The 20,595-nt window shown below is 43.3% G+C and carries 18 protein-coding genes; 3 read left to right on the top strand and 15 right to left on the bottom strand.

The annotated features are described in order from the left end of the window. Positions 1-55: 55 nt before the first annotated feature. Together NST34_RS23705 and NST34_RS23710 are read right to left on the bottom strand one after the other, a co-directional pair. Positions 56-829 (bottom strand): ABC transporter permease, encoded by a 774-nt coding sequence (locus NST34_RS23705; protein WP_076284690.1) that lies wholly within the window; start codon positions 827-829, stop codon positions 56-58. After that, a complete protein-coding gene (locus tag NST34_RS23710) occupies positions 807-1,790 on the bottom strand; it encodes an ABC transporter ATP-binding protein (protein ID WP_042190654.1) in 984 nt (327 codons plus the stop codon). The genes NST34_RS23705 and NST34_RS23710 overlap by 23 nt, the downstream gene beginning before the upstream one ends. 279 nt (positions 1,791-2,069) lie before the next feature. On the opposite strand from NST34_RS23710, the gene NST34_RS23715 reads away from it, so the two are divergent. Beyond that, the gene (locus NST34_RS23715; RefSeq protein ID WP_341128875.1) at positions 2,070-2,306 is read left to right on the top strand and encodes a hypothetical protein; all 237 of its coding nucleotides are present in this window, start codon (positions 2,070-2,072) and stop codon (positions 2,304-2,306) included. A 56-nt stretch (positions 2,307-2,362) separates the two neighbouring features. Here the strand turns inward: NST34_RS23715 and NST34_RS23720 are convergent, their stop codons facing one another. From NST34_RS23720 to NST34_RS23730, 3 genes are all read right to left on the bottom strand, one after another. Further along, positions 2,363-2,551 carry a hypothetical protein gene (locus tag NST34_RS23720; protein WP_076284692.1) on the bottom strand — a complete coding sequence of 63 codons (189 nt, stop codon included), beginning with the start codon at positions 2,549-2,551 and terminating at the stop codon, positions 2,363-2,365. A 74-nt stretch (positions 2,552-2,625) separates the two neighbouring features. Next, positions 2,626-3,249 (bottom strand): hypothetical protein, encoded by a 624-nt coding sequence (locus NST34_RS23725; protein ID WP_341128876.1) that lies wholly within the window; start codon positions 3,247-3,249, stop codon positions 2,626-2,628. A 421-nt stretch (positions 3,250-3,670) separates the two neighbouring features. After that, positions 3,671-4,555: a LysR family transcriptional regulator gene (locus NST34_RS23730; protein ID WP_042190664.1), complete on the bottom strand. Its 885-nt coding sequence runs from the start codon at positions 4,553-4,555 to the stop codon at positions 3,671-3,673. A gap of 110 nt (positions 4,556-4,665) precedes the next feature. Between NST34_RS23730 and NST34_RS23735 the strand changes: the two genes are divergently transcribed. Beyond that, entirely contained in the window at positions 4,666-6,051 is a 1,386-nt protein-coding gene (locus NST34_RS23735) for an MFS transporter (RefSeq protein WP_341128877.1), read from the top strand. Between the two features lie 23 nt (positions 6,052-6,074). On the opposite strand, the gene NST34_RS23740 is transcribed toward NST34_RS23735, so the two are convergent. The 10 genes from NST34_RS23740 to NST34_RS23785 all read right to left on the bottom strand — a co-directional run bounded on the left by NST34_RS23740 (position 6,075) and on the right by NST34_RS23785 (position 19,081). Further along, entirely contained in the window at positions 6,075-7,286 is a 1,212-nt protein-coding gene (locus NST34_RS23740) for an MFS transporter (RefSeq protein WP_076284695.1), read from the bottom strand. Further along, positions 7,273-8,457, bottom strand: a complete 1,185-nt coding sequence (locus tag NST34_RS23745; protein WP_341128878.1) for an MGDG synthase family glycosyltransferase — start codon at positions 8,455-8,457, stop codon at positions 7,273-7,275. Before NST34_RS23745 ends, NST34_RS23740 begins: the two co-directional genes overlap by 14 nt. Before the next feature lie 202 nt (positions 8,458-8,659). Beyond that, the gene (locus NST34_RS23750) at positions 8,660-9,673 is read right to left on the bottom strand and encodes a zinc-dependent alcohol dehydrogenase family protein (RefSeq protein WP_076300771.1); all 1,014 of its coding nucleotides are present in this window, start codon (positions 9,671-9,673) and stop codon (positions 8,660-8,662) included. A gap of 31 nt (positions 9,674-9,704) precedes the next feature. Then, entirely contained in the window at positions 9,705-12,254 is a 2,550-nt protein-coding gene (locus tag NST34_RS23755; protein WP_341129585.1) for a beta-mannosidase, read from the bottom strand. Positions 12,255-12,321: 67 nt separating this feature from the next. Continuing rightward, on the bottom strand, positions 12,322-13,383 hold the full coding sequence (locus tag NST34_RS23760; RefSeq protein ID WP_042190695.1) for a BtaManbiosPhlase: 1,062 nt from the start codon (positions 13,381-13,383) through the stop codon (positions 12,322-12,324). A gap of 36 nt (positions 13,384-13,419) precedes the next feature. Continuing rightward, positions 13,420-14,364, bottom strand: a complete 945-nt coding sequence (locus NST34_RS23765) for an MTP-1 family protein (RefSeq protein WP_445667676.1) — start codon at positions 14,362-14,364, stop codon at positions 13,420-13,422. Positions 14,365-14,381: 17 nt separating this feature from the next. After that, the gene (locus tag NST34_RS23770; RefSeq protein ID WP_341128879.1) at positions 14,382-16,037 is read right to left on the bottom strand and encodes an alpha-glucosidase; all 1,656 of its coding nucleotides are present in this window, start codon (positions 16,035-16,037) and stop codon (positions 14,382-14,384) included. 23 nt (positions 16,038-16,060) lie between these two features. Beyond that, positions 16,061-16,900, bottom strand: a complete 840-nt coding sequence (locus NST34_RS23775; protein ID WP_076284699.1) for a carbohydrate ABC transporter permease — start codon at positions 16,898-16,900, stop codon at positions 16,061-16,063. Continuing rightward, on the bottom strand, positions 16,887-17,765 hold the full coding sequence (locus tag NST34_RS23780) for a carbohydrate ABC transporter permease (protein ID WP_179085781.1): 879 nt from the start codon (positions 17,763-17,765) through the stop codon (positions 16,887-16,889). The genes NST34_RS23775 and NST34_RS23780 overlap by 14 nt, the downstream gene beginning before the upstream one ends. A gap of 2 nt (positions 17,766-17,767) precedes the next feature. Continuing rightward, positions 17,768-19,081 carry an ABC transporter substrate-binding protein gene (locus NST34_RS23785; RefSeq protein ID WP_076300769.1) on the bottom strand — a complete coding sequence of 438 codons (1,314 nt, stop codon included), beginning with the start codon at positions 19,079-19,081 and terminating at the stop codon, positions 17,768-17,770. 345 nt (positions 19,082-19,426) lie between these two features. Here NST34_RS23785 and NST34_RS23790 point away from each other — a divergent pair, with 345 nt between their 5' ends. Continuing rightward, complete coding sequence (locus NST34_RS23790; RefSeq protein ID WP_149646679.1) at positions 19,427-20,437, top strand: LacI family DNA-binding transcriptional regulator; 1,011 nt, start codon at positions 19,427-19,429, stop codon at positions 20,435-20,437. Positions 20,438-20,595 lie beyond the last annotated feature (158 nt).

Raw genomic sequence — 20,595 nt, forward strand, 5'->3', positions numbered from 1 at the left:
AGTTATGGCAGGTTATAAGTATTAGCTATACCTAATAAATAAACGATTGTGTGCGCTAGTATTGCCCCAGAAGCCCCTTCTTCATGGCTATTTTCTCACAGCGATCAAACACAACGAGCCCTAGAATCAAATAAACCAGCGAATTTAATATTAATACGCCATAGTCAGATAAAGATAGATCCGTTAACGTTAGATTCTCCAGCATCACCGTTCTTACCATATTCACGCCTTTAACGAATGGGGCAAAAGCTAAAAACGGAGCTACAGTGATCGGAACAAATACAAGTCCCATCAATACAAATTGGAAAATCTGTAGAAATGCTTGAATTTGTTTCACAATAATAGCCAAACCAGCAATCATAAAACTAACGCCTACCATACTTATCATAGTAACTATAATGATTGGGATCGTTGTCATGGGATTAAGACTCAACCATTGTCCCGAGGTTAGCATCGCACCAAACAGCAAGAGAATCATAATGACGGACTGTAAGCCCAATTGACTGACGATCCGCGTGAGCATAATTTTCCACACACCCATGGGAGACATATATAACTGCTCTAACGTTCCACGCGTCGCTTCTGTGATTACCGAATAACCAATAAAGTTCATCGTCATCATCGTTAAGCTCCAAAAGACCACACTTACAATTGAATATTGGACATTCGTATCAAAACTAGCTGGATCTCCTATGAACATAATTCCAAAAAATGCAGCCAGAAATATAATATAAAAAGTGACTACTAATGCAATCGTGTTCGGTAAATATCGTTTCAACTCAATATATTCCTTACGAAAATTAGCATTAAATAAATGGAGCCATTTCATGAGTCTTACCTCCCTTCACAATCTGAATAAACACTTGTTCAAAATCAATGGTTATTCGATCAATACTTTCCACCATCGTTCCTTCCTCTTTCAGAAGATCGAACAACTCGTAGATATCCTGACCATGCTCTAAATTTACTTCCACGATCGTTTCATGAGAGCTTGCTTTATAAGTACTTAAAGGGAATATACTCAACAGTTTATTCTCCTGTTCAGGGCTTAATTGCTCACCTAATTTAATGGAATATGCCCTTGTTTCAAATAACTTAAGTAAATTCTCCACCCTGTCGTCAATCACAACTTCACCTTTGTTAATGATAATGGCACGGTCACACAGCTCCTGAACGACGGGCATATCATGTGAGCTAATAATGATCGTACGTTTCTCTTCCCTTACTATCGTTTTTAGAATATTTCGCAATTCATAACTAACCTCAACATCCAAACCGAGCGTTGGCTCATCCAGCAAGATGACATCCGTATTAGCTAATAACGCCACAGCGATTGCCAGCTTTTGTTGCATCCCCCGAGATAATCCATTAACCAGCTCATTCTCCTTTTCTTTAAGGTTGAATTGCTCTAATAATTTATCTGTCTGATCGGCAATTTGCTTCCGAGAGTACCCTCGGTTACCTGCAAAATATTCTAAATTTTCCCGAACCGTAAGACGCCAATATAAATTCCGGTTCCCTTCTAATACAGCACTGATATGCTCTAGCGCTTTGAGTCTCTTCTTGCAAATATCTAAGCCATTAATGGATATAGAACCCCCATCCGATTCTAACAAACCACAGAGCATCTTTATCGTTGATGTTTTCCCAGCACCGTTGGGGCCTAGTAAACCGAGCACCTCTCCACGATTTACATGAAAAGAAACATCACGAACGGCATGTATTTTCTCTTTCGTCTTTCTTTTCTCGTAGACCTTGCTAATCCCCCGTACTTCTATAATTTTCTCCACCTTATAACCATCCTCTCCCGTACGATTTAAAAGAGTGATTCCATTGTTAAATTTATTTTATTTGAGTATCTAAATTTAGATAACTGGCTCCAGATGGATACTTTCTCCGTCTGAGGAATGAGATTTGTATAGACGACAACTATGATAAGTTTATAGGAAATATCGCAATTTTTAAGAATCACTGGGCGAATGTCCGGCATGGAGCAAATGTAGGTTATTTCATCATAGAAAACGAGGCGGACATCATGAATCACAACAAGAAAAAATCCATTTTGCGTGGTGGGTATTAGTAGGACTGGCTTTAATGCTTGGAGTTGCAAAAAGTGGCGTTATGACCGCAGGCGGGCTATTTTTGACACTAACAATGATCTTATCGTTATTGCCGCAGACATTAATGAGATAGCGCTAGAGAAAGTAAGCCAGAAACAGAATGTTTATGGAATGAAATTTAATGTTGTCTCAGATGAGGATTGGCAGAAAATTAATTCCATCGATGGAGGATACTCAGCCCAATAACGATAATGACAGCCCTCAAGTTAAATGAGGACTGTCATCTTTTCATTACATGGCCATTAGAAGATCCATATGAGTAAGAAAATAACCGCAATTATTGCCACCGCGATCAACAGATTGGTTACCTCGCTCCAAAATCCAGGAACACCTTGTGTATGATATTTTTGCGCATTGACATCATGGTTTGCTTTATGACCGCCAGGGTCCGTCACATTTGGATTAGGTCCTGGATCAAAAAAGTCAGACATAGAAATCAACACCTTTCTCGATTATAAACCATATTATACCAGTTAATTCCCTTTTTAAAAATAATCTCCTTTGCTCAATTCATTTGAGAATGAAAATAAGGTAAGTGTTTCTTTGATAGAGCTTTTTCGATTAGTTCATGATCGTAGCCATATTTTTGCAATGCAGTAATAATCGCTTGTGTCCTGTCTGATCGTTGTCTTCTTAAATTAGATTCTAGCTGTATTTCTAGAGGAACCGTAGGAATAGTGTACCGTCCGATTGTCACATTCCTAAAATGATTCCAAATGAATTGTCCACCTTCCCATATCCCATCGCCATCCATAGAATCAGGAATTCCCGCTGAATTGGAGATATGAACGACTTCCACTTTAAACCCATCGATGATCCAACTCCCTTTTGTCCATGAAAAGCCTGAAGAAAAGGTCTGAGTGTATGTAGGTTCTTCTAAAGAGGATAACCAGTTCTCCCCATGAGGGAATTCACATTTATCCAGCAAGGAATATTCCTTCAGAAGTTCTGCAAATTGTGCAATCCCTTCTTTATTTTTTGTATAAATATCAACGTCTCCCGGAGTCATTTCACAGCCCTGTAAAACCGAACCCACCGAGCCAACCAAGATCCATTCTAATTTCAAATTCACTTCCGATGAAAAATAAAGCTCACATACCTTTGAAAATGCTGTTTCCCAGCTATTCATAATTCCACCCCAAATTGACTAGTAAGTTCGAGTACATGAAACCTTAATAACCTCAGATGCGTTAAAGAACTATACAAATTCACAGGAGGTTTTTAAAATGAGATACAGTGCTGCAGGCGCGCGAATAACCTGTCCTTGTTGTCAAAACGATACCTTTCATCTGGATTATAAACTGCTTAACACAAGCGGAGCATCCTTTCTAGGATTTGACTGGGCGAATAAAAACGCTGCTATACTTATTTGTAAGAGATGCACCCATATCTCATGGTTTATGGAAGAACCAACATCAGATAACTAAACACTACCTGATTCTTCTACATCTTCATTATAAAATATTTCTATTGACTATGCGTTCTTGAGCTGGATGCAATTGTTCTTTTGCATCCAGTTAAATACCTCTAGATAACCATCCCCAATTGTCTTAAGCCTCTTTGGATAACGATCCGAAATATTCTACAACTACCTTACGAAATTCCAGAGCAGCTCGCGAAATATACCGACTCTTGTGCCATATTAAAGCAATTTCCCGTACCAATTCGTGATTCTTTATTTGGAGATATTTGATGTCTTCCCGTGAATTTCTTGCTGTACTTGGTATGAAGGCCAGTCCAATCTCAGCTTCCACAAGAGTGATCAACCTTGCAGGTTCATCCCCCTCATATACATATTTAGGCGTAAATCCAACCGATTGGCACACAGAGTCTATTAAATCCCGAGTTCCATAACCACTCTTAACCCCGACGAACCATTCATCTCTCAGCTCTATCAAAGATACGCTGCTTCGATCTGCCAACCGATGCCCCTTAGGAACCGCTACAAGGATTGGGTCGATAAATACGACTTGGCATTCGATGTCGTCCCCTTCTAAAGGGGGTGAGGACAAGCAGAAATCCACCTCTCCTCTATCCAAAAGTGTAACCATTTCCTTCGTAGTCAGCATCTGCACATGAAATTGAATATCAGGTCTCTTTTTTCGAAACTCGCGAAGGATATTGGGTAATGTACTGGCGGTGGTCACTGCTAATTCAAGCGTGTTATGTTCCGGGTGAGATAAATCGCTAAGCTCCTGCTTCCCCTGCTCCAATTCAAACAAAGCTCTTTCTGCACGGCGAAGAAATCTGCTTCCGAACTCATTCAGACGCAGGTTCCGCCCTACTCGATCGAATAAAGGGACCCCTAGATCCTCCTCCAAGCGCTGTATTGTTTTGCTAAGTGATGATTGAGTAACGTGCAGATTTCGCGCAGCTTCGGTCACATGTTCCAACCGAGCTACCGCGAGAAAATATTGCAGCTGTAGAAGTTCCATTTCGCACCCCATTCATTCCTTTAAGTCAATGAGAATATAACATAAAATGCGTTGGAATGAATAATTAAAATCAAGTAGGATGACATTAATACGCTTTAGGGGGACACAAAATGAGTGCTCGGAATTGGTGGTTAATGATTTCAGTGGGTCTAGGGATACTATTGAACCCATTAAACTCTTCAATGGTTTCTGTTGCTATTCCAAGATTGCAAAATGTATTCCAACTTGACTATACAGGTGTTTCCTGGATTATTTTTTCTTTCTACATCGCTAGTAGCATCGCTCAACCCGTCATGGGAAAGGCCAGCGATTTATTTGGTAGGAGGAAGATATTTCTTACAGGGCTTGTAGTAGCCTTCATTGCCTCATTATTAGCTCCATTCGCACCAAACTTCGCGTGGCTCCTCGTGTTCCGCATTGTGCAAGCCATTGGAACAAGCATGATGGTTGCCGTTGGGATGGCTATAGTGCGAATTCATGTAACGGAAAAACAAGCGACAGCGCTGTCTGTTTTGTCCATCTTCCTATCTGGTGCGGCAGCCATTGGACCCTTTATTGGCGGGGTTATTATACACTGGTGGGGCTGGCCCGCTATCTTTTTCGTCAATATTCCATTTGTGGTAGTGAGCTTTCTATTGTCTTGGAGAAATATCCCTAAGGAAAACTCGTCATTAACCGTTGCACCGGGCATGTCTCTTCGCAAATGGTTCGTTTGGATAGATGGATCAGGGATTCTGCTCTTCACAATGGGTCTTGTTGCCCTGCTCATTGGATTGCTCTCAGCAAAATCATCCGGACACATTGCTTTAGGAAATGTTATTGTTTCACTGATAGGACTCGCTCTGCTAGGGGTGTTCGTACGACATGAGTTAAAAGCGACTTCGCCTTTTATCCCTTTACGCACATTCGCCAAATATCCTGCAATGACATGGGTTAATGTGGAATTCATGCTCGTTAATGTACTCTTTTACTCACTCTTTTTCGGAGTTCCGTCCTACTTGCAAATGGTTCGCCATGTCAGCGAGTATCAAACAGGGGTACTTATGCTAACCTTAGGCCTATGCTCTCTAGTTACTTCTCCAATAGCAGGACGATGGATCGATAAATCCGGACCAGGACCGGCACTACTAGTGTCTGCAATATTGATGACTGCGGGATCGGTATGGCTCGTGACATTGAATCAATCTTCACCGGTTATTAGCGTGTGCCTGGCTTTGGCTGCATTCGGGATTAGCAATGGGTTGAATAATGTAGGTATGCAAGCAGCTTTGTTCCAAAGTTCACCCAAGGAAATAATCGGCGTAGCATCCGGTTTATTTAATACTTCAAGATATTTGGGAACCATTCTCTCTTCCTTGTTGATAGGCATCGTAATGAGAGGCAAGTTCAGCTTTGAGGGATTTCAAGTACTTGGGATTATTCTCACGATCATTGCATTGTCTTTGGTATTCATGAGTCGGCGGCGCCGGAAGTCAGGGGAGTTGCAGGAATTGTGAAGAGTCTATTAAATAAATCTTAACTACGATACATTTGGAAGCTTCTCCATCCCTCTGTTTCTGTGAATAAATAATCGGGCGGGGGATAGCAAGTAGACAACACTAATCAATCCAAACAAACAGGCACTGACTTGAAAAGGCAGCAATTGATTTCCTGAGCTTCCCAGCCAGCCTCCAATTAGCGGACCAATAACCACCCCTAAACCCTCTATGGAAAACAATAGTCCCCAGCTGATCCCTACAGAATCTTCGGGAATGTAACTGGCCATTAAAGCATTCCAAGAGGGAAGCAAAGCAGCATAAGCACACCCTAGCAGAAGCGAGAGCCCAATGGCGGCGGAGAAGGAATTAATAGAAGTTAAGCCGAACAAGGCAACCGCAAATACGCCGAACCCAATGACAAGGAACCACTTCCCTCCGACTTGATCAAACCATTTTCCCATGGGCACAAGAAATAGAACTACGCCTGCTCCTCCCATAAATAACACGATAGACAGCTGAGAATGGGATAGACCCAGATGCGAAATAGCAAAGCTTGTTAGAAAAGGAACTAGTATCCCGCCCGCTGTAGTCTGCAGCAGCATGCCAGGGACCAGAAATCCTCCCTTTTTTACTTTGTTCCATAGAGATACAAACTGCTCACCTACGGATATATTCACACTCTGCACCGAGACCTTGTTCATCTTTACAAGACCTACCATGATCCAGCCCGCTACGAAAAATAATCCAATGACAGCAAGGGACAGTGACAGACCACCACCAATTAACAAATTCATCATTACGGGACCCAGACCTAGACCAGCCATCCAGTATACGTACAAGGTTCCCATCTGTTGTGCTCGTTTTTCCTCTGATACCTGGCTCATACATAGGATCCAGATCGGTGAGAATCCAGCACCTAAGCAAGCAGAGGCTACAATAAGCATCCACGGACTATGCGTTGTCACCATCAATAACAGTCCAACGAACCCAAGAAAGAACCCTCCATGAAGCACGGTACGCCCAGGATATCTATCCAAGAGATAGCCGATGAAGCTTTTGATCAAGCTGTCCGTTAAATAGTGTACGGAGACCGCAATGCCAACTACTGACGTTGTAAGCCCCCAGCTCGTCAATATATAAGTGGGTAAGAACGTGATTAGGACAGCCCCTCTTATCCACTCTATAAAAAAGAGAATCATTGCGAGGCGGGTAAACGTCTGCTGTTGTCTTTCTTTCTTCCTAATAATATCCATGAATCGTCTTCGCCTGCCCTTCAACAAGCATGGATTTTGCTGCGGGAACAGAGGGCTGACGCAATTTAATAGCCTCTAAAGCTTCGGTAACGATAGCATCCGAGGCTGATTTCCGCGAAAAGACCTTCATATGCTGTTCCCTTTCATCTCTGTACGCCATATGCTCCAATCGCTGGAGCTGCTCTACTACCTGCTCCTCATTTCGTGCAATCTCTATCAAATGCTGCCCAGATAACCATTCTGCATTGCCTGCCTCCTGACCGGGGAGAGGTCGGTAGACGATAACTGGAAGTGTTTGAGCCATCGCCTCAGTCAAGGTAATCCCGCCAGCCTTGGTCAATAGACAGGAAGCTATGCACATCAGCTCCTGCATTTCTTCGGTATATCCCAAAATGTGAACTCGAGGGTTCTCTTGAAAAAGCTCCCCCGTAGCTTCTCGAAGCTTATGATTATTCCCGCACAATACGATGACATCGAAGCTTGATTGAAGCAGTACTCGTTTTATTAAACCGCCAATGTCACTTAATACGCCGTAAGCTCCTGCCGCTAGTAATAGATATTGACGATTTCCGTTTAACCCATGTTTGCGCAAAAGCGCTTCACGATCCTGAGACTGTTCAAAAGCCTCGCGAATGGGAATCCCACTGACCACAAGCTTCTCTTCAGCGATCCCTGCTGACATCAGAGTCGCCTTTATGCTTTCTGAAGCGATAAAATATTTCGTCGTTCGTGGGTGAAGCCACCTGCCATGAACTACATAATCCGTCATAACCGTGAACAGAGGTGTTCGACTTCCTGTTGTTGAAGCTAGTTCAGCAGCAGCCAAATAAGGAAAGGTATGAATAATAATATCCGGCTGCATCTCGTCGATGATCCTTTGTACTTTTCGTTTGCCCATAGAATGGATGAGTCTACCCATGAACTGCTCTGGTCTCATCTTGCTCGTCATTGTGTACAAGAATCCATAAAATTCTTGCGTATACCCCGTGTTGTTTAAATAGAATCTTCGGGATAGCTCATTCAAGGTAGGGTGGACTGCAGCGAATAGATCCATAGTTGTAATCCTACTAATCCCCCGACGTCTAAATGAATGTTCGATGGCCTCAGCCACTTTCATATGCCCGTCCCCAAATGCCGACGTAACAATAAGTACTTTAGGATCTGTGTTCATGACAAAGCTCCTTTTTCTCACGGCCTCCTTTAACTCTAACTCTGAATCGTAAACTGATAGTGAAGGGATTCTCAACTGAATATTAATTTCAATATTTTATAAAGAGAGACCTCGTCGCAGCCAGTTTTTGCCCACAAAAAAACGATGACCTATGGCAAATAGCCAATAGTCATCGTTGTTGTACGCTTACTATGATTAAATACTACCTCTCGTGCACAATAATCCCTTTAGAAACACGCAGTTTCGGATATTCGCCCATGATTTCCGGTATATCTTTTAGCGAAAACTGATGGCTAATCAACGACTCAATCTGAACGATCCCCTTCTCAATTAACGCAATCGATTCCTCATGTGTATATGGATTAATGAAAGAGCCCATGATGTTCAACTCTTTTGTAAAAATTTCGAATGGTGAGACTTGAATCAACGTGTCCGGGGAAGCAACTCCAAACATTAAGACTTGTCCACCCTTACGCGATGCCTTAACCGCCAGCTCCATGGAATCCGCCCGGCCTACACATTCGATCACAATATCAAATTGATGATGGAGAGCTTCCATCACACCTTCTGCTGCAGGAGATACGGCTTCATCCGCACCTAATTCGACTAATCGGTCATGTTTGAACACTTCTGGCTCACTGACAATAATCCCTTTAACACCCGCAGCCTTGACGAGCTGCAAGAACAATTGACCAATAAAACCTCCGCCGATAATCAGGACTTGGTGTGCCTTACGGATATCCAGCTTCTTATAACCGTGAAGTACACAACCTAAAGGTTCAATCATCGCCCCTTCGATCCAGCTCATTTCATCAGGTAGCAAGTAACAGTTCGCTACAGGAACAACACAATACTCGCCCATGCCACCGTCACGAGTCACCCCAACAGCCTGCAAGTTATCGCATAAATGTACTTTTCCATTCCGGCAAAAATAACAGTTTCCACAATAGATGTTCGGATCAACCGATACACGGTCCCCCACTTGCAAGGTCGTAACCTCATCCCCCACAGCCACTATTTCGCCCGCAAGCTCATGTCCTAACACAATCGGAGCTGTCACCTCCGCAGACCCTGGGTATCCATGATAAATATGCTGATCTGTACCACAGATCCCGCAGCATTTCACACGAAGTTTAACTTCTTTGGAGCCAACAGCCGGAGCTTCCCAGTCCTTAAATTCAATGTGCTTAGTTCCTTGAAATACAGCCGCCTTCATCTTAACTCATCTCCTTAAATCCAAGTTTTTGTTAACCCGCATCATTCATTGCCGTTACACGTAAAGTCTCCCAAGGCAGTGCCCCGGCATCAACATGATGAACACGAACCATCTTCTCCTCACCCGGAATCAGATCAAAGAAATTATCGTCCATGATCACCCAGGGTGCATCTAGTTCGATCATCACCATCCGTGCCACAAGATCTGAGATCAAGCGGATATGTCCTTTCGCTTCATCCACAGAGATCTGAATATGTGCAGGTTGAAAATTCATGTCCTTATAGTCTCTTAAATAGAGTACATAATCTTCTGTCGCCATCTTCTTCGAACGAAGTACGACCACAACCTCGCCAGCGCTATGTTGCTGCAGTACCTCAGCTTCAGTTAACTTGGCAAAATTAACTTTACTGTTCGAATCAACGGTAACGTCGAATGCACGCTGATATACAATTGTACCATCCATCCGATAGATCGTTAATTCCGCCTCATCCTGATAAGCTTCGCGGCGATCATTGAGAGCCCATAGCTGCAGCGGTCCATTCGGATCATGATCCACACATAAGAGTACCGGTGCAAAGAATTTACGCGCATAGTGGTAGCTCGCCTTTGGTAAACCATAATAATCGATAACAGACCAGCTTGTTCCCGGCCAGCAATCATTGAACTGCCAGAATAAAGCCCCGCTTGTGTCCGGCTTATTACGGCGGTAATGCTCAATGCCATACCTCAATCCCTCAGCCTGAGTCAGCATGGAGAATTGAATATATTCATTGATATCCTTCGGAACTCCTGTATAACCTTCCATGAGCATAATGCCCTTAGGATAATGGACATCTTTATTACGATACTTCATTTCATCGCTATCCCAATAGAACTGATTGTCCGGCATGTTCTTTGCTAAGGTGTAACGATTGGAAGCGGCATGCAGCCCGAATTCACTGGCGAATTTCGTGAAGTCTGACTTGAATCGTTTGAACGATATCCCTTCAACACTATAATCCTGTGTCTGCGGTTCACCAAACTGACGCGGCTCATTATTCCCATGCCAGACTTGCCAGTTATGGGTATCGCCCACATCACGTGAATTGTGATCATTGCCGCCAAAAGGCGAGCTAGGCCAAAACGTTCGTGTGGGATCGAGTTGCTCTAGTACTGCGGGCATGAGCTCATGATAAATTTTTTCTCCATAAAAGGGATGTGTGATCTCGCCGTTAGAGGACAGTGCCTCATACAACCAATCATTCTCGTTATTCCCACACCATAGAGCAAGGCTCGTACGACTGCGAAGACGTTTTACGACCTGCTCAATTTCGCGGTGAACATTATTCATGAAATTACGATTGTAATCTGGATACAGTGCACAAGCGAACATGAAGTCCTGCCAGATTAAAATTCCTAACCGATCACATTCGTCAAAGAAAATATCCCGCTCATAAATGCCTCCACCCCAAGCACGAATCATATTCATATTGGCATCCTTGGCCATCTGAAGCAGATGTGCATAGCGGCTGTCTGGCACGGTCGCAATAAAGCTATCAATAGGAATCCAATTAGCACCTTTAGCAAAAACTTTTACGCCGTTCAATACAAAAGTGAAAGCATGGCGCCCTTCTTCATCCAGCTGCATCAATTCGATCTTTCGAATCCCAAATGGCTGCTCATAGGTATCTATTAGCTTCCCATCAGCAAATAACGTAACGCGTAGATGATATAAGAAAGGCGTTCCTAGATCATGGGTCCACCATAACTTTGGATCCATAACCTGCAAGGTAACTGAATGATGAAGCGTACGCGCTGTAATCGCCCCGTCAACTGCAATCCCTGAAGCTCTGTCCAAAGCGACATTCGCTTCCGTAACACGCTCCGTCCCGTCCAATAGTTCCACACGCGCCGTATACGAACATCCGCGATCAAAGGCATGTGCGCATAAATCCACATCAACAACACCTACTTGACCCTCTATCGAAGTTGTACGGGCAAACACATGATCTAAATGTGCATGACGCCGTTTGATCAACTGTACCTCTTTCCATATGCCTGCACAGACCAGACGCGGACCCCAGTCCCAGCCAAAATGACTCTGCGCTTTACGTGTCCAAATCCGCTTCTTACTATAGCCCGACCAATAATATTGGACTTTATCGCCTGCGTGTACATGAATAGGATCAAATTTTACGGCAAGCGTATTTTTCCCTTTATTTAATTCACGGGTTACATCAAATGAATGGCTAATGAACATATTATCTGTTGATCCAAGCTCCACACCGTTGAGATATACGGTTGCATAGGTATCTAACCCTTCGAATAATAGCTCCATCTTCTCACCAGGTTTAAGATCAGAATCGTATGAAAAGACCGTACGATACCACCATACCTTTTCTTCAATCCAACGGCATTTCTGATCTTGGTGGCCAAAGAAAGGATCATCAATAATACCTTTCTCCCGAAGCGTCGTATGGATGTCACCGGGCACTGAGGTGGTCATCCAGAAATAATCAATAAACTCTGGCGATGCAACTTCAAGATCCCGGGCTTCCCCCACATGAAAATCACGAAGTTTCCAGTTTTCAGTTAATTTAATGTTCATTTTCTTCATCATCTCTCCCAAATTAAAACGCCAAAACCACTTCGGTTTTGACGTTTTATTGTTATACGTATATCAAGCTATCTAAAATTTCTTGTACACTAAGTTCTGCGCAAGCCATTGATGTATCCGCGACTCCGTAATACATTTTTACAACATCGCCTTCCACGAGTGCACCGCAAGAGAATACAACATCGCCGAAGAATCCGTTCTTCTCATAATCCGCTTCCGGCTCCATGATAGGAGCATTGGAGCGCGCAATCACCTTCGAGGGGTCATTTAGATCTAACAAAACTGCTCCCATGCAATAACGATGTTCCAGCGTGGCTCCATGATACAGCTCCAGCCAGCCTTTCTCGGTCTTGAATGGAACCGCACCGCCGCCAATCCGGCCGCTATCCCACATCCCCTCACGCAAACCGATCAGATGCTTATGGTTACCCCAATATAATAAGTTGTCCGATTCTGCGATCCATATTTCCGGATCTCCCGTACTTTTCGTTGTTGGACGGTGCAATGCATAATATTTGCCGTTAATTTTCTCTGGGAAAATCAATACGTCTTTATTATCCGGCCCAAAGATCATGCCGTGGTGAGTTACATTCACGAAATCTTTAGTTGATACCAGCGATTCTCCAACGCCCACAGGGGAGACTGCCGAGAAATAAATATAGTAGGTATCCCCAATTTGGGTTACCCGAGGATCTTCTACCCCGAAGGTCTCCAGTGAATTGGAAGGGTACACAAATGGCTTCTCATCCACCGTAAAATGATGTCCATCCTTACTTCGAGCGATTCGGATATAAGATAATGAAGTCAAGTACTGAAATGTAGCACTAGCGGATTTATTCTTAATCACACGCGGATCAGAGAAGTCGAAGCGCTCATCATCTGTATTCAGATCCAAAATATCCAATTCATTGGTCTCCGGATTATAAATCGGAGCTTTCACAATTTTTGGATCCTTGCTAATTGGGCGTTCTGCTACACGGAGAAACATTAATATTTCACCATTATAGCTAGCAATACCGGCATTAAATGCACCAATCACTTCAAAGTCATCGTGATACGGCTTAACGTCCGCCGGTGTAATAAGTGGATTTTGTTCATAACGATAGATTTTCATGTTGTAATAACTCCCTTAACCAAATGGATTTCATACTTATAAAATTTCAAATTGAGCAAAAGGATCAGGGATTGTTGCTCGTTGTGCTTCCGCATCGCTGATTCCTGCATATATATTAGCTGTACCGTCCTCATGACGTACGAGCCCGCCGCTGAACACGACATCCTCCAAATCAGGACGTTTGGCAACGCCTGGCAAGAACTGATTGCGTACAGCGATTAATTGAATATCCGAGTACTCACCTGTTGCCGGATCGATAGCGAATACCATCGGGTAATAGTGACGATCGCCCGAATCATCAAAAGATGCGATATGCCCAAGAACACCGAGCAGTCCGTTCTTTAGCAAGTGTGCTTCATTCGCACCGCCCCACTCTTCATCAACAAACTGTCCATCCAATAACGGTGTTTCTTCGATCAATGGAATGGATAACGCTTCTAACGATGCAATGCGGGTAAAGCCGATTTTACCGCGTCCTCCTTTATCTCCTTGAGGGCGGGTCAGTACTCCGATGCTATCTTTCAGATCCACTAGGCGCAGATCTTTCATGCCATCCGGTCCTTTAAAGAAGGGTTCTAAGCTCGCGATGTTCTTCCCGCGGTAGAATACTGTACGCCACATTAAGGCATCAGCCTTTACCGGATGCGGATAAATTTGAACGCCTCCAACTATCAATTCGCCATTAATTTTCGTGAAAAAAGGATCTTGAAGTTCAAGGGTAGGCGCTCCTTCACGGGGTACCCATTGTCCATCATGTTCGACAAAAAAAACGACATCGGAATGCTCGCTGTCACGGGATTCAACCCGACCCGCAATCACCCACTCACCCTCATCTTGGAATGGAGCTGTAATATTGTAGACATCTTTATGATCTACACCTGTGAATGTTAATTTCTGTGTATTGGTTACGGATACGTCTTTCATCGCGTATTCCATGAGCAGTTGTTCACATGTCTTCACAGCATTCTTGAGCAGTTTCATAATAATAAAGTTCCTCTCTAGTCAAATAATAGCGGCGCACGCATCCATATTGCGGCTTCATTCGGCAACAGAGTTACCAAGTCTGTACCGCTCACTATGTCTCGGCGGCTTGATAATATATTAGTTGCTTGCCCATCCAGCAGCTCACTAGGATCAATCTGTATGCTCTGATTATCGTAATTCAAGGCTACGAGCGCTCTGGTATTGGTTTCTTTCAATGTTCTTACATATAAAATAAGATTGCCTCTGCGTTCCAGTACGTCATAATCCCCGAATTGAAATACATCCTGTGTATTGCGCAAGTGGAGAAGCTTTTTATAATAATGTAATAATGAATTCGGTTGATTGCATTCGGACTCCACGTTTAATTGCTGATAATTTGGGCCCATGCCAATCCATGGTGTTCCTGACGTAAACCCGCCATGTGGACTTGCGTTCCATTGCATTGGTGAGCGAGACGCATCTCTTCCCTTTGCATTCGCAATTTTCAGGGCTTCCGCCCGGGTTATCCCTCGCTGTAGTGCGATTTCATATGCCTTCAATCCTTGGATGTCCCGCATATCTTCCAGCTTATGGGCTACGAAATTCCGCATCCCAATCTCTTCACCGAAATATAAGAAAGGTACCCCTTTTGCGGTCAAGGCCAACGTTGCCATAAGGCGGGCCCGTTCTTCCTCAATCTCCGCGTCCCCTTCACCAAAACGCGAAATTACGCGGTCCATATCATGACTACCGAAGAATAACGTTGGAATCTGATCTGCACGGTGCACCTTCTCCATCGTCTTAAGCTCGGCGAACAAATTCTCTGGACTAAATTCCTTCTGGCTTCCCAGATTAAAGTTAAAGACCACATCAAACTTACCCGTTCCGCTGTAACGCTTCAGCATGTCCATATCTTCAGAGCCGACTTCACCTACCATGAACATTCCGCTATGCGCATGAACAAACCTGCTAATTTCCTCGATGGCATCCTTAATTCCATCTTGATTCTGATCATGTACATGCTTCTGCTCACCCGTCACTTCATCCATCGGGTTATCCGGGAATTGATCGGACACCGATAAGAAGTTGATAACATCTAACCGGAAGCCACTTACGCCTTTGCCCAGCCAATAAGCCATAACATCCTTCATCGCTTCTTTAACTTCGGGATTCGCCCAGTTCAAATCGACCTGTTCTTTCGCAAACCCATGATAGTAATACTGTTCTGTTGCAGCATCCCATTCCCACGCGGTTCCACCAAAAAACGATTCCCAGTTATTAGGTACGCCGCCGTTCACAGCGTCCTTCCAAATGTACCAATCCCGCTTCGGGTTCGTCCTTGAAGATCGGGATTCCTTGAACCATGCATGCTCTGAAGACGTATGATTCAGGACAAGATCGGCAATCACTCTGATCCCGCGAGCCTTCGCTTCCTGAACAAACCGTTCGAAATCTTCCATCGTTCCAAAATCTGGATCAATCTGACAATAATCTGCAATGTCATACCCGTTATCTACTTTTGGAGACTTATAGAACGGCGTTAGCCAAATCCCCCCGATGCCAAGTTCCCGCAAGTAATCCAGCTTGGAAGTAAGACCGTCGAAATCACCAATCCCATCCCCGTTACTATCACAGAAGCTTGGCATATACACTTCATAGAATACCGTCCCTTTCCACCACGGCTGTTCCAACCGATAACCCCTCCTGTGCAGACCTATTTCAAGTTAAATTGCATGCCTTCCTGGAACTTCTTGCCGAAAATAATGAACAAAATAATGATTGGCAAGGTGAGCATCACTGCACCGGCATACATCGGACCCGGATACGATTGATACGGACCGAACATCTGAGATAATAAAACGTTCAATGTTAACATCCCGTCACTTCGGACGACGATCATATCCCATAGGAGCTCTGTCCAGCGTTCCATTAGCAGGAATAGGAATACAACGGTCGTAATGGACTTCGACATCGGCATCATAATCTTATACAGGATTTTGAAATCGGATGCCCCATCCAGCTTGGCGGCTTCAATGAAAGCGTCGGGTACCGCCTTAAAGAAGTTGGTGTACATGAAGATCCCCCATAAACTCATCGCCTTGGGAATAATGAGCGCCCAATACGTATCGAACAGTCCTACTTTTTGAATAATCAAAAAGTTAGGGATGATCAGAATGATTGCCGGAAAGAACATATGAAACAACACAAAGTTGTTAATAGAGTCTCTCCCGCGGAATTTCAGCTTCGCCAACGCATAAGCGACCATAATCGCGAACATCATCATTAAGGCTGTAGATACCAGGGAAACGAACACACTGTTAAAGAAGGCGTGAATCCATGGTCTTGTAATCCCGGTCTCACCACCTGTAAATAGCCATTGATACGAGCGCAGCGTAAATTTCGTCGGTATCAGCTTCCGGTCTACCTGTGACCAATCTGCAAGTGAGTTCAATACCATATATAAATAGGGGAATACCATAATCACGAGCAGTACGATCGCAATCAGATAGCGGATCGACAGCCGGAGCTTGATGTTTGAATTAGACCCAACCATTGCGCTTACCCCACATTTCCAGAATTTTTCGGATTACGAATATAGATATAAATGTCGCAACCGCAGCCATAATCGCGATAGCTGATGCGTAACCTGCCTGCAGGTTCTTAAATGCTTGACTGTATATTTCCATTTGCCATGTATTCGTTGCATAGTTCGGTCCGCCGCCTGTTAATTGGTAGACCTCAGTAAAGATACCGAATGTTGCACCAAAGGATAAAATTAAGGTTGTATAAATCGCAGGGTAAAGCAAAGGCAACGTAATTCTCCAGAACCTTTGGCTGTCCTTCACGCCATCAATTGCCGCTGCTTCATATACTTCCTGATCAATGCTTTCTAAACCTGAAGTAAGAATTAACGCATAGTAACCTGTAAATTTCCAAGCCATAATCATCGCAACGACGAACAATGCCGAGAAAGATCCGCCGAGCCAGTCAATATCAAGACCTAACCGATCCCTTAGAAACGTCTGAACAGGACTTGTATGTGACAAAAAACCTTTAACAATAAGGGATGCAACAACCCCTGAGGATAGGTAAGGCAAGAAGAATCCAATAAGAAATACGGTTTTTAATTTAGGTAAGCCTTTTACAATTACCGCTACAAAAAGCGACATGGCTGTGACAATCGGTACAAATACGATCATAAATTTGTACGTTACCCAAAATGCCGATCTTACCCCTGGTGTGCCTAATGCTTTGGTAAAGTTCTTGAATCCTACAAAATCATAAGTTGGTGAAATCAAGTCCCAGTTAGTAAAAGACAAATATAGAGACCAAATAAGCGGGCCCAAGAAAAACACAGTCGAAAAAATAAGGTAAGGGCTGGCAAAAAGCCAGCCTAACCGATTATTATTTTTTTCAATCATTATTGAAGTTCCCCTTCAATCGCCTTCTTCATATTGTCCCAACCCGTTTTTGGATCAATCTCACCACGAACGATTTTGTTAAAGGCCTCTTGACCAATAAAGGTTTGCAATTCGTTGAATTTTGGATTGTCCATGGATGGAACAGCATTCGGGATTGCTTTTGCATACTCTTGCAATACAGGCGTTTTTTCAAATACAGGTTTAAATGCTTCATTCGTACCTACATCATCACGTGCTGGAGGCAAGTTCGTTTCTTGGAAAAAGGCAACATCGTTTTGAACATCCGAGTATACCCACTTGATGAATTCTATTGCAGCAGCCTGTTGCTCTGGGCTTGCCGATGCGTAGATAACAATTCCTTTAGCATCCGCAAAAGTTTTCGCATTTGCTGGATCCATACCGTCCGGAACAGGAGGCAATGTGACTTCAAAGTTCTTTTTGTACTCAAGTTCCGGATATTTCTCAGCCCACATGTTAAATGTCCAAGGACCGACATCCGTAAATACACCCACGCCATTTTCGAAAGGTTCCGTTACGTTCTGAGTCAAGAGCCCTTTCTCCTTACGAAGATTGTCCACGTAAGAAAGTACGTCTACACCAGCTTTTTCATCGCCAACAAATTGGCTACCCTCAATGAATTTGTTACCATCAGATGCTGCATTGTACAACATAAAGAAGTCGAACCATCTTTTCCATGATGTAGGATCTGCTAAGTCTGGTTTCGCCCAAAGATATTTATCCGGGTATTTTGCTTTTAATTTTTTCGTTGCCTCAATCACTTCACTGTATGTTCTCGGAATTTCGTTCACACCAGCTTCTTTCAAGATATCCGTTCTCCATCCGAACATCATCGCATTCGAGTAGATTGGAAGAACATATTGATGACCATCCGCAAATTCCCAAGGCTCAATCGTTTTGGACATATTACGTTTTGTCACAATATCATCGAAGCCTGCTATTGTATCCAAAGGAACTAACGCTTTACTGTTCGCAAGTTGTGCTGCAAAACCACGGCTAATATTCTCAGTCATCGTCGGAGCGCTTCCACCCGCGATTGCGGCTTGGATACTTGCCTCAGAAGTAGGGGACTCCTTGATCGCACTTACGTTAATTTTCACCTTAGGGTTAACAGTCTCGTACTCTTTGGCGATTTTCTGCCAATATGCTTGTTGAGTCGGGTTAGGTGCAGCCCAGAACTCAATAGTTGTTACTCCATCTGCTGAAGTGCCTGAATTACTGCTCTTTGATCCACAACCGGCAAGAATCGTGAATACAAGCGTAAGTGCAAGCATTACTGAAAGCTTCTTCTTCATAAAATAAACCCTCCCTGAGTATCGATGCACATCAGTGCAGCATTTTGTAATTCCTCGATATAATTTTGTAACGTTACAAAATTAGATGAATATATACCTGTAAGCGACTTTGTAAGCGTTACAATTGCTATTATTATAGTTTTTAGCGAAAATGTCAACCTGTTATTCGAGTATTAATGAAAAAGACACAATTAATCACATTACAAATTAACTTTACTTAAATGGATTGTAATGTTAAAATAATTTATAGTTGTAATGTAGTTTTACAGCATAATCTTTAGTATTATGAGAGACAGTATGGAAGAATATTCATTACACTTCTAATTAGAAAGGACGTATCTTCGCATGAAGGTGAAGGTAACAATGCAAGATATCGCCGATCGATTGAATATATCGAAGAACTCTGTTTCTCAGGCTCTGTCCGGTAAAGACGGTGTGAGTGAGGAAACGAGACAGTTAATTATCGATACTGCGAATGAAATGGGTTACACCTATTCGCGAGGGCGCAAAAGCACAGAAGAAGAAGCTGGAACCTTTGTCATTTTGGCATCAGAATTTGCATTTTCCAAACGTAACTTTTTTGGAGAAATTTATTTGAGTATCGAGAAGGAAGCAGCGAAGCGAAATAAGCGTATGGTTATTCAATCTATTGATCATCACGCTTCCGAACAATTGATTCTGCCTCCTATATTATTTGATCCTTCCGTAGAAGGAATCTTGATTCTGTCCCATATTACGACCCCATATATTCAAGCAGTGACGGGCACAGGGATTCCCACCGTGTTAATTGATCACCATCACCCTGATCTTAAGGCCGATAGTATTCTCACCAATAATCGTTATGCCGCTTATACAGCGGTGCAGCATTTAATTGAATTGGGACATACCCGTATTGGCTTCATCGGCAATATTCAATTCTCACCAAGCTATTACGAGCGTTTAGAAGGTTATCGCCTGGCTCTATACCAATCTGCAATTGAATACAACCCAATATGGGTGTTCGATCGTGCCATTGAAGAAATGGATGATGTGTTCAACGCTGTACAAAAGTTGGATAAGCAGCCTACGGCTTGGTTCTGTGTCAATGACGGCTTTGGGTTCTTGATCAATTCCGTGATGTACAAGCTTGGGTATCAGATCCCCCAAGATGTATCTATTGTGAGCTTTGATAATGGACAGTTATCACGGATAACAACTCCTTTGACTACAACGATGGATGTAGATTTGTCTTACTTTGGACGAAAAGCTATAGAACAACTCTTCTGGCGCATTGATCATCCCGAGGAGCCTTTTATAGAAATTCTCCTTCCTACCCATCTGATCATTCGGGAATCCACACAACATCCAAATACATAATCAGTTCATATAGACAGGAATGTTGTATGGAGAATAAATACACGCACATCACAAAAAGGGAGAGTCCCACAAGCCATGAAATGGCTGTGGAACTCTCCCTTTACTTTCAGATTAGGATGTATGTTGACGCTCGTTGTGGTCACTACGTGAATGGACCG

Source organism: Paenibacillus sp. FSL H7-0714 (assembly GCF_038003765.1).
Lineage (GTDB): Bacteria > Bacillota > Bacilli > Paenibacillales > Paenibacillaceae > Paenibacillus_AQ.

Coding starts and splice junctions, on each gene's coding strand:
- NST34_RS23705 (WP_076284690.1), bottom strand. CDS start 829: ATGAAATGGCTCCATTTATTTAATGCTAATTTTCGTAAGGAATATATT.
- NST34_RS23720 (WP_076284692.1), bottom strand. CDS start 2,551: ATGTCTGACTTTTTTGATCCAGGACCTAATCCAAATGTGACGGACCCT.
- NST34_RS23725 (WP_341128876.1), bottom strand. CDS start 3,249: ATGAATAGCTGGGAAACAGCATTTTCAAAGGTATGTGAGCTTTATTTT.
- NST34_RS23730 (WP_042190664.1), bottom strand. CDS start 4,555: ATGGAACTTCTACAGCTGCAATATTTTCTCGCGGTAGCTCGGTTGGAA.
- NST34_RS23735 (WP_341128877.1), top strand. CDS start 4,666: ATGAGTGCTCGGAATTGGTGGTTAATGATTTCAGTGGGTCTAGGGATA.
- NST34_RS23740 (WP_076284695.1), bottom strand. CDS start 7,286: ATGGATATTATTAGGAAGAAAGAAAGACAACAGCAGACGTTTACCCGC.
- NST34_RS23745 (WP_341128878.1), bottom strand. CDS start 8,457: ATGAACACAGATCCTAAAGTACTTATTGTTACGTCGGCATTTGGGGAC.
- NST34_RS23750 (WP_076300771.1), bottom strand. CDS start 9,673: ATGAAGGCGGCTGTATTTCAAGGAACTAAGCACATTGAATTTAAGGAC.
- NST34_RS23760 (WP_042190695.1), bottom strand. CDS start 13,383: ATGAAAATCTATCGTTATGAACAAAATCCACTTATTACACCGGCGGAC.
- NST34_RS23765 (WP_445667676.1), bottom strand. CDS start 14,364: ATGAAACTGCTCAAGAATGCTGTGAAGACATGTGAACAACTGCTCATG.
- NST34_RS23775 (WP_076284699.1), bottom strand. CDS start 16,900: ATGGTTGGGTCTAATTCAAACATCAAGCTCCGGCTGTCGATCCGCTAT.
- NST34_RS23785 (WP_076300769.1), bottom strand. CDS start 19,081: ATGAAGAAGAAGCTTTCAGTAATGCTTGCACTTACGCTTGTATTCACG.
- NST34_RS23790 (WP_149646679.1), top strand. CDS start 19,427: ATGAAGGTGAAGGTAACAATGCAAGATATCGCCGATCGATTGAATATA.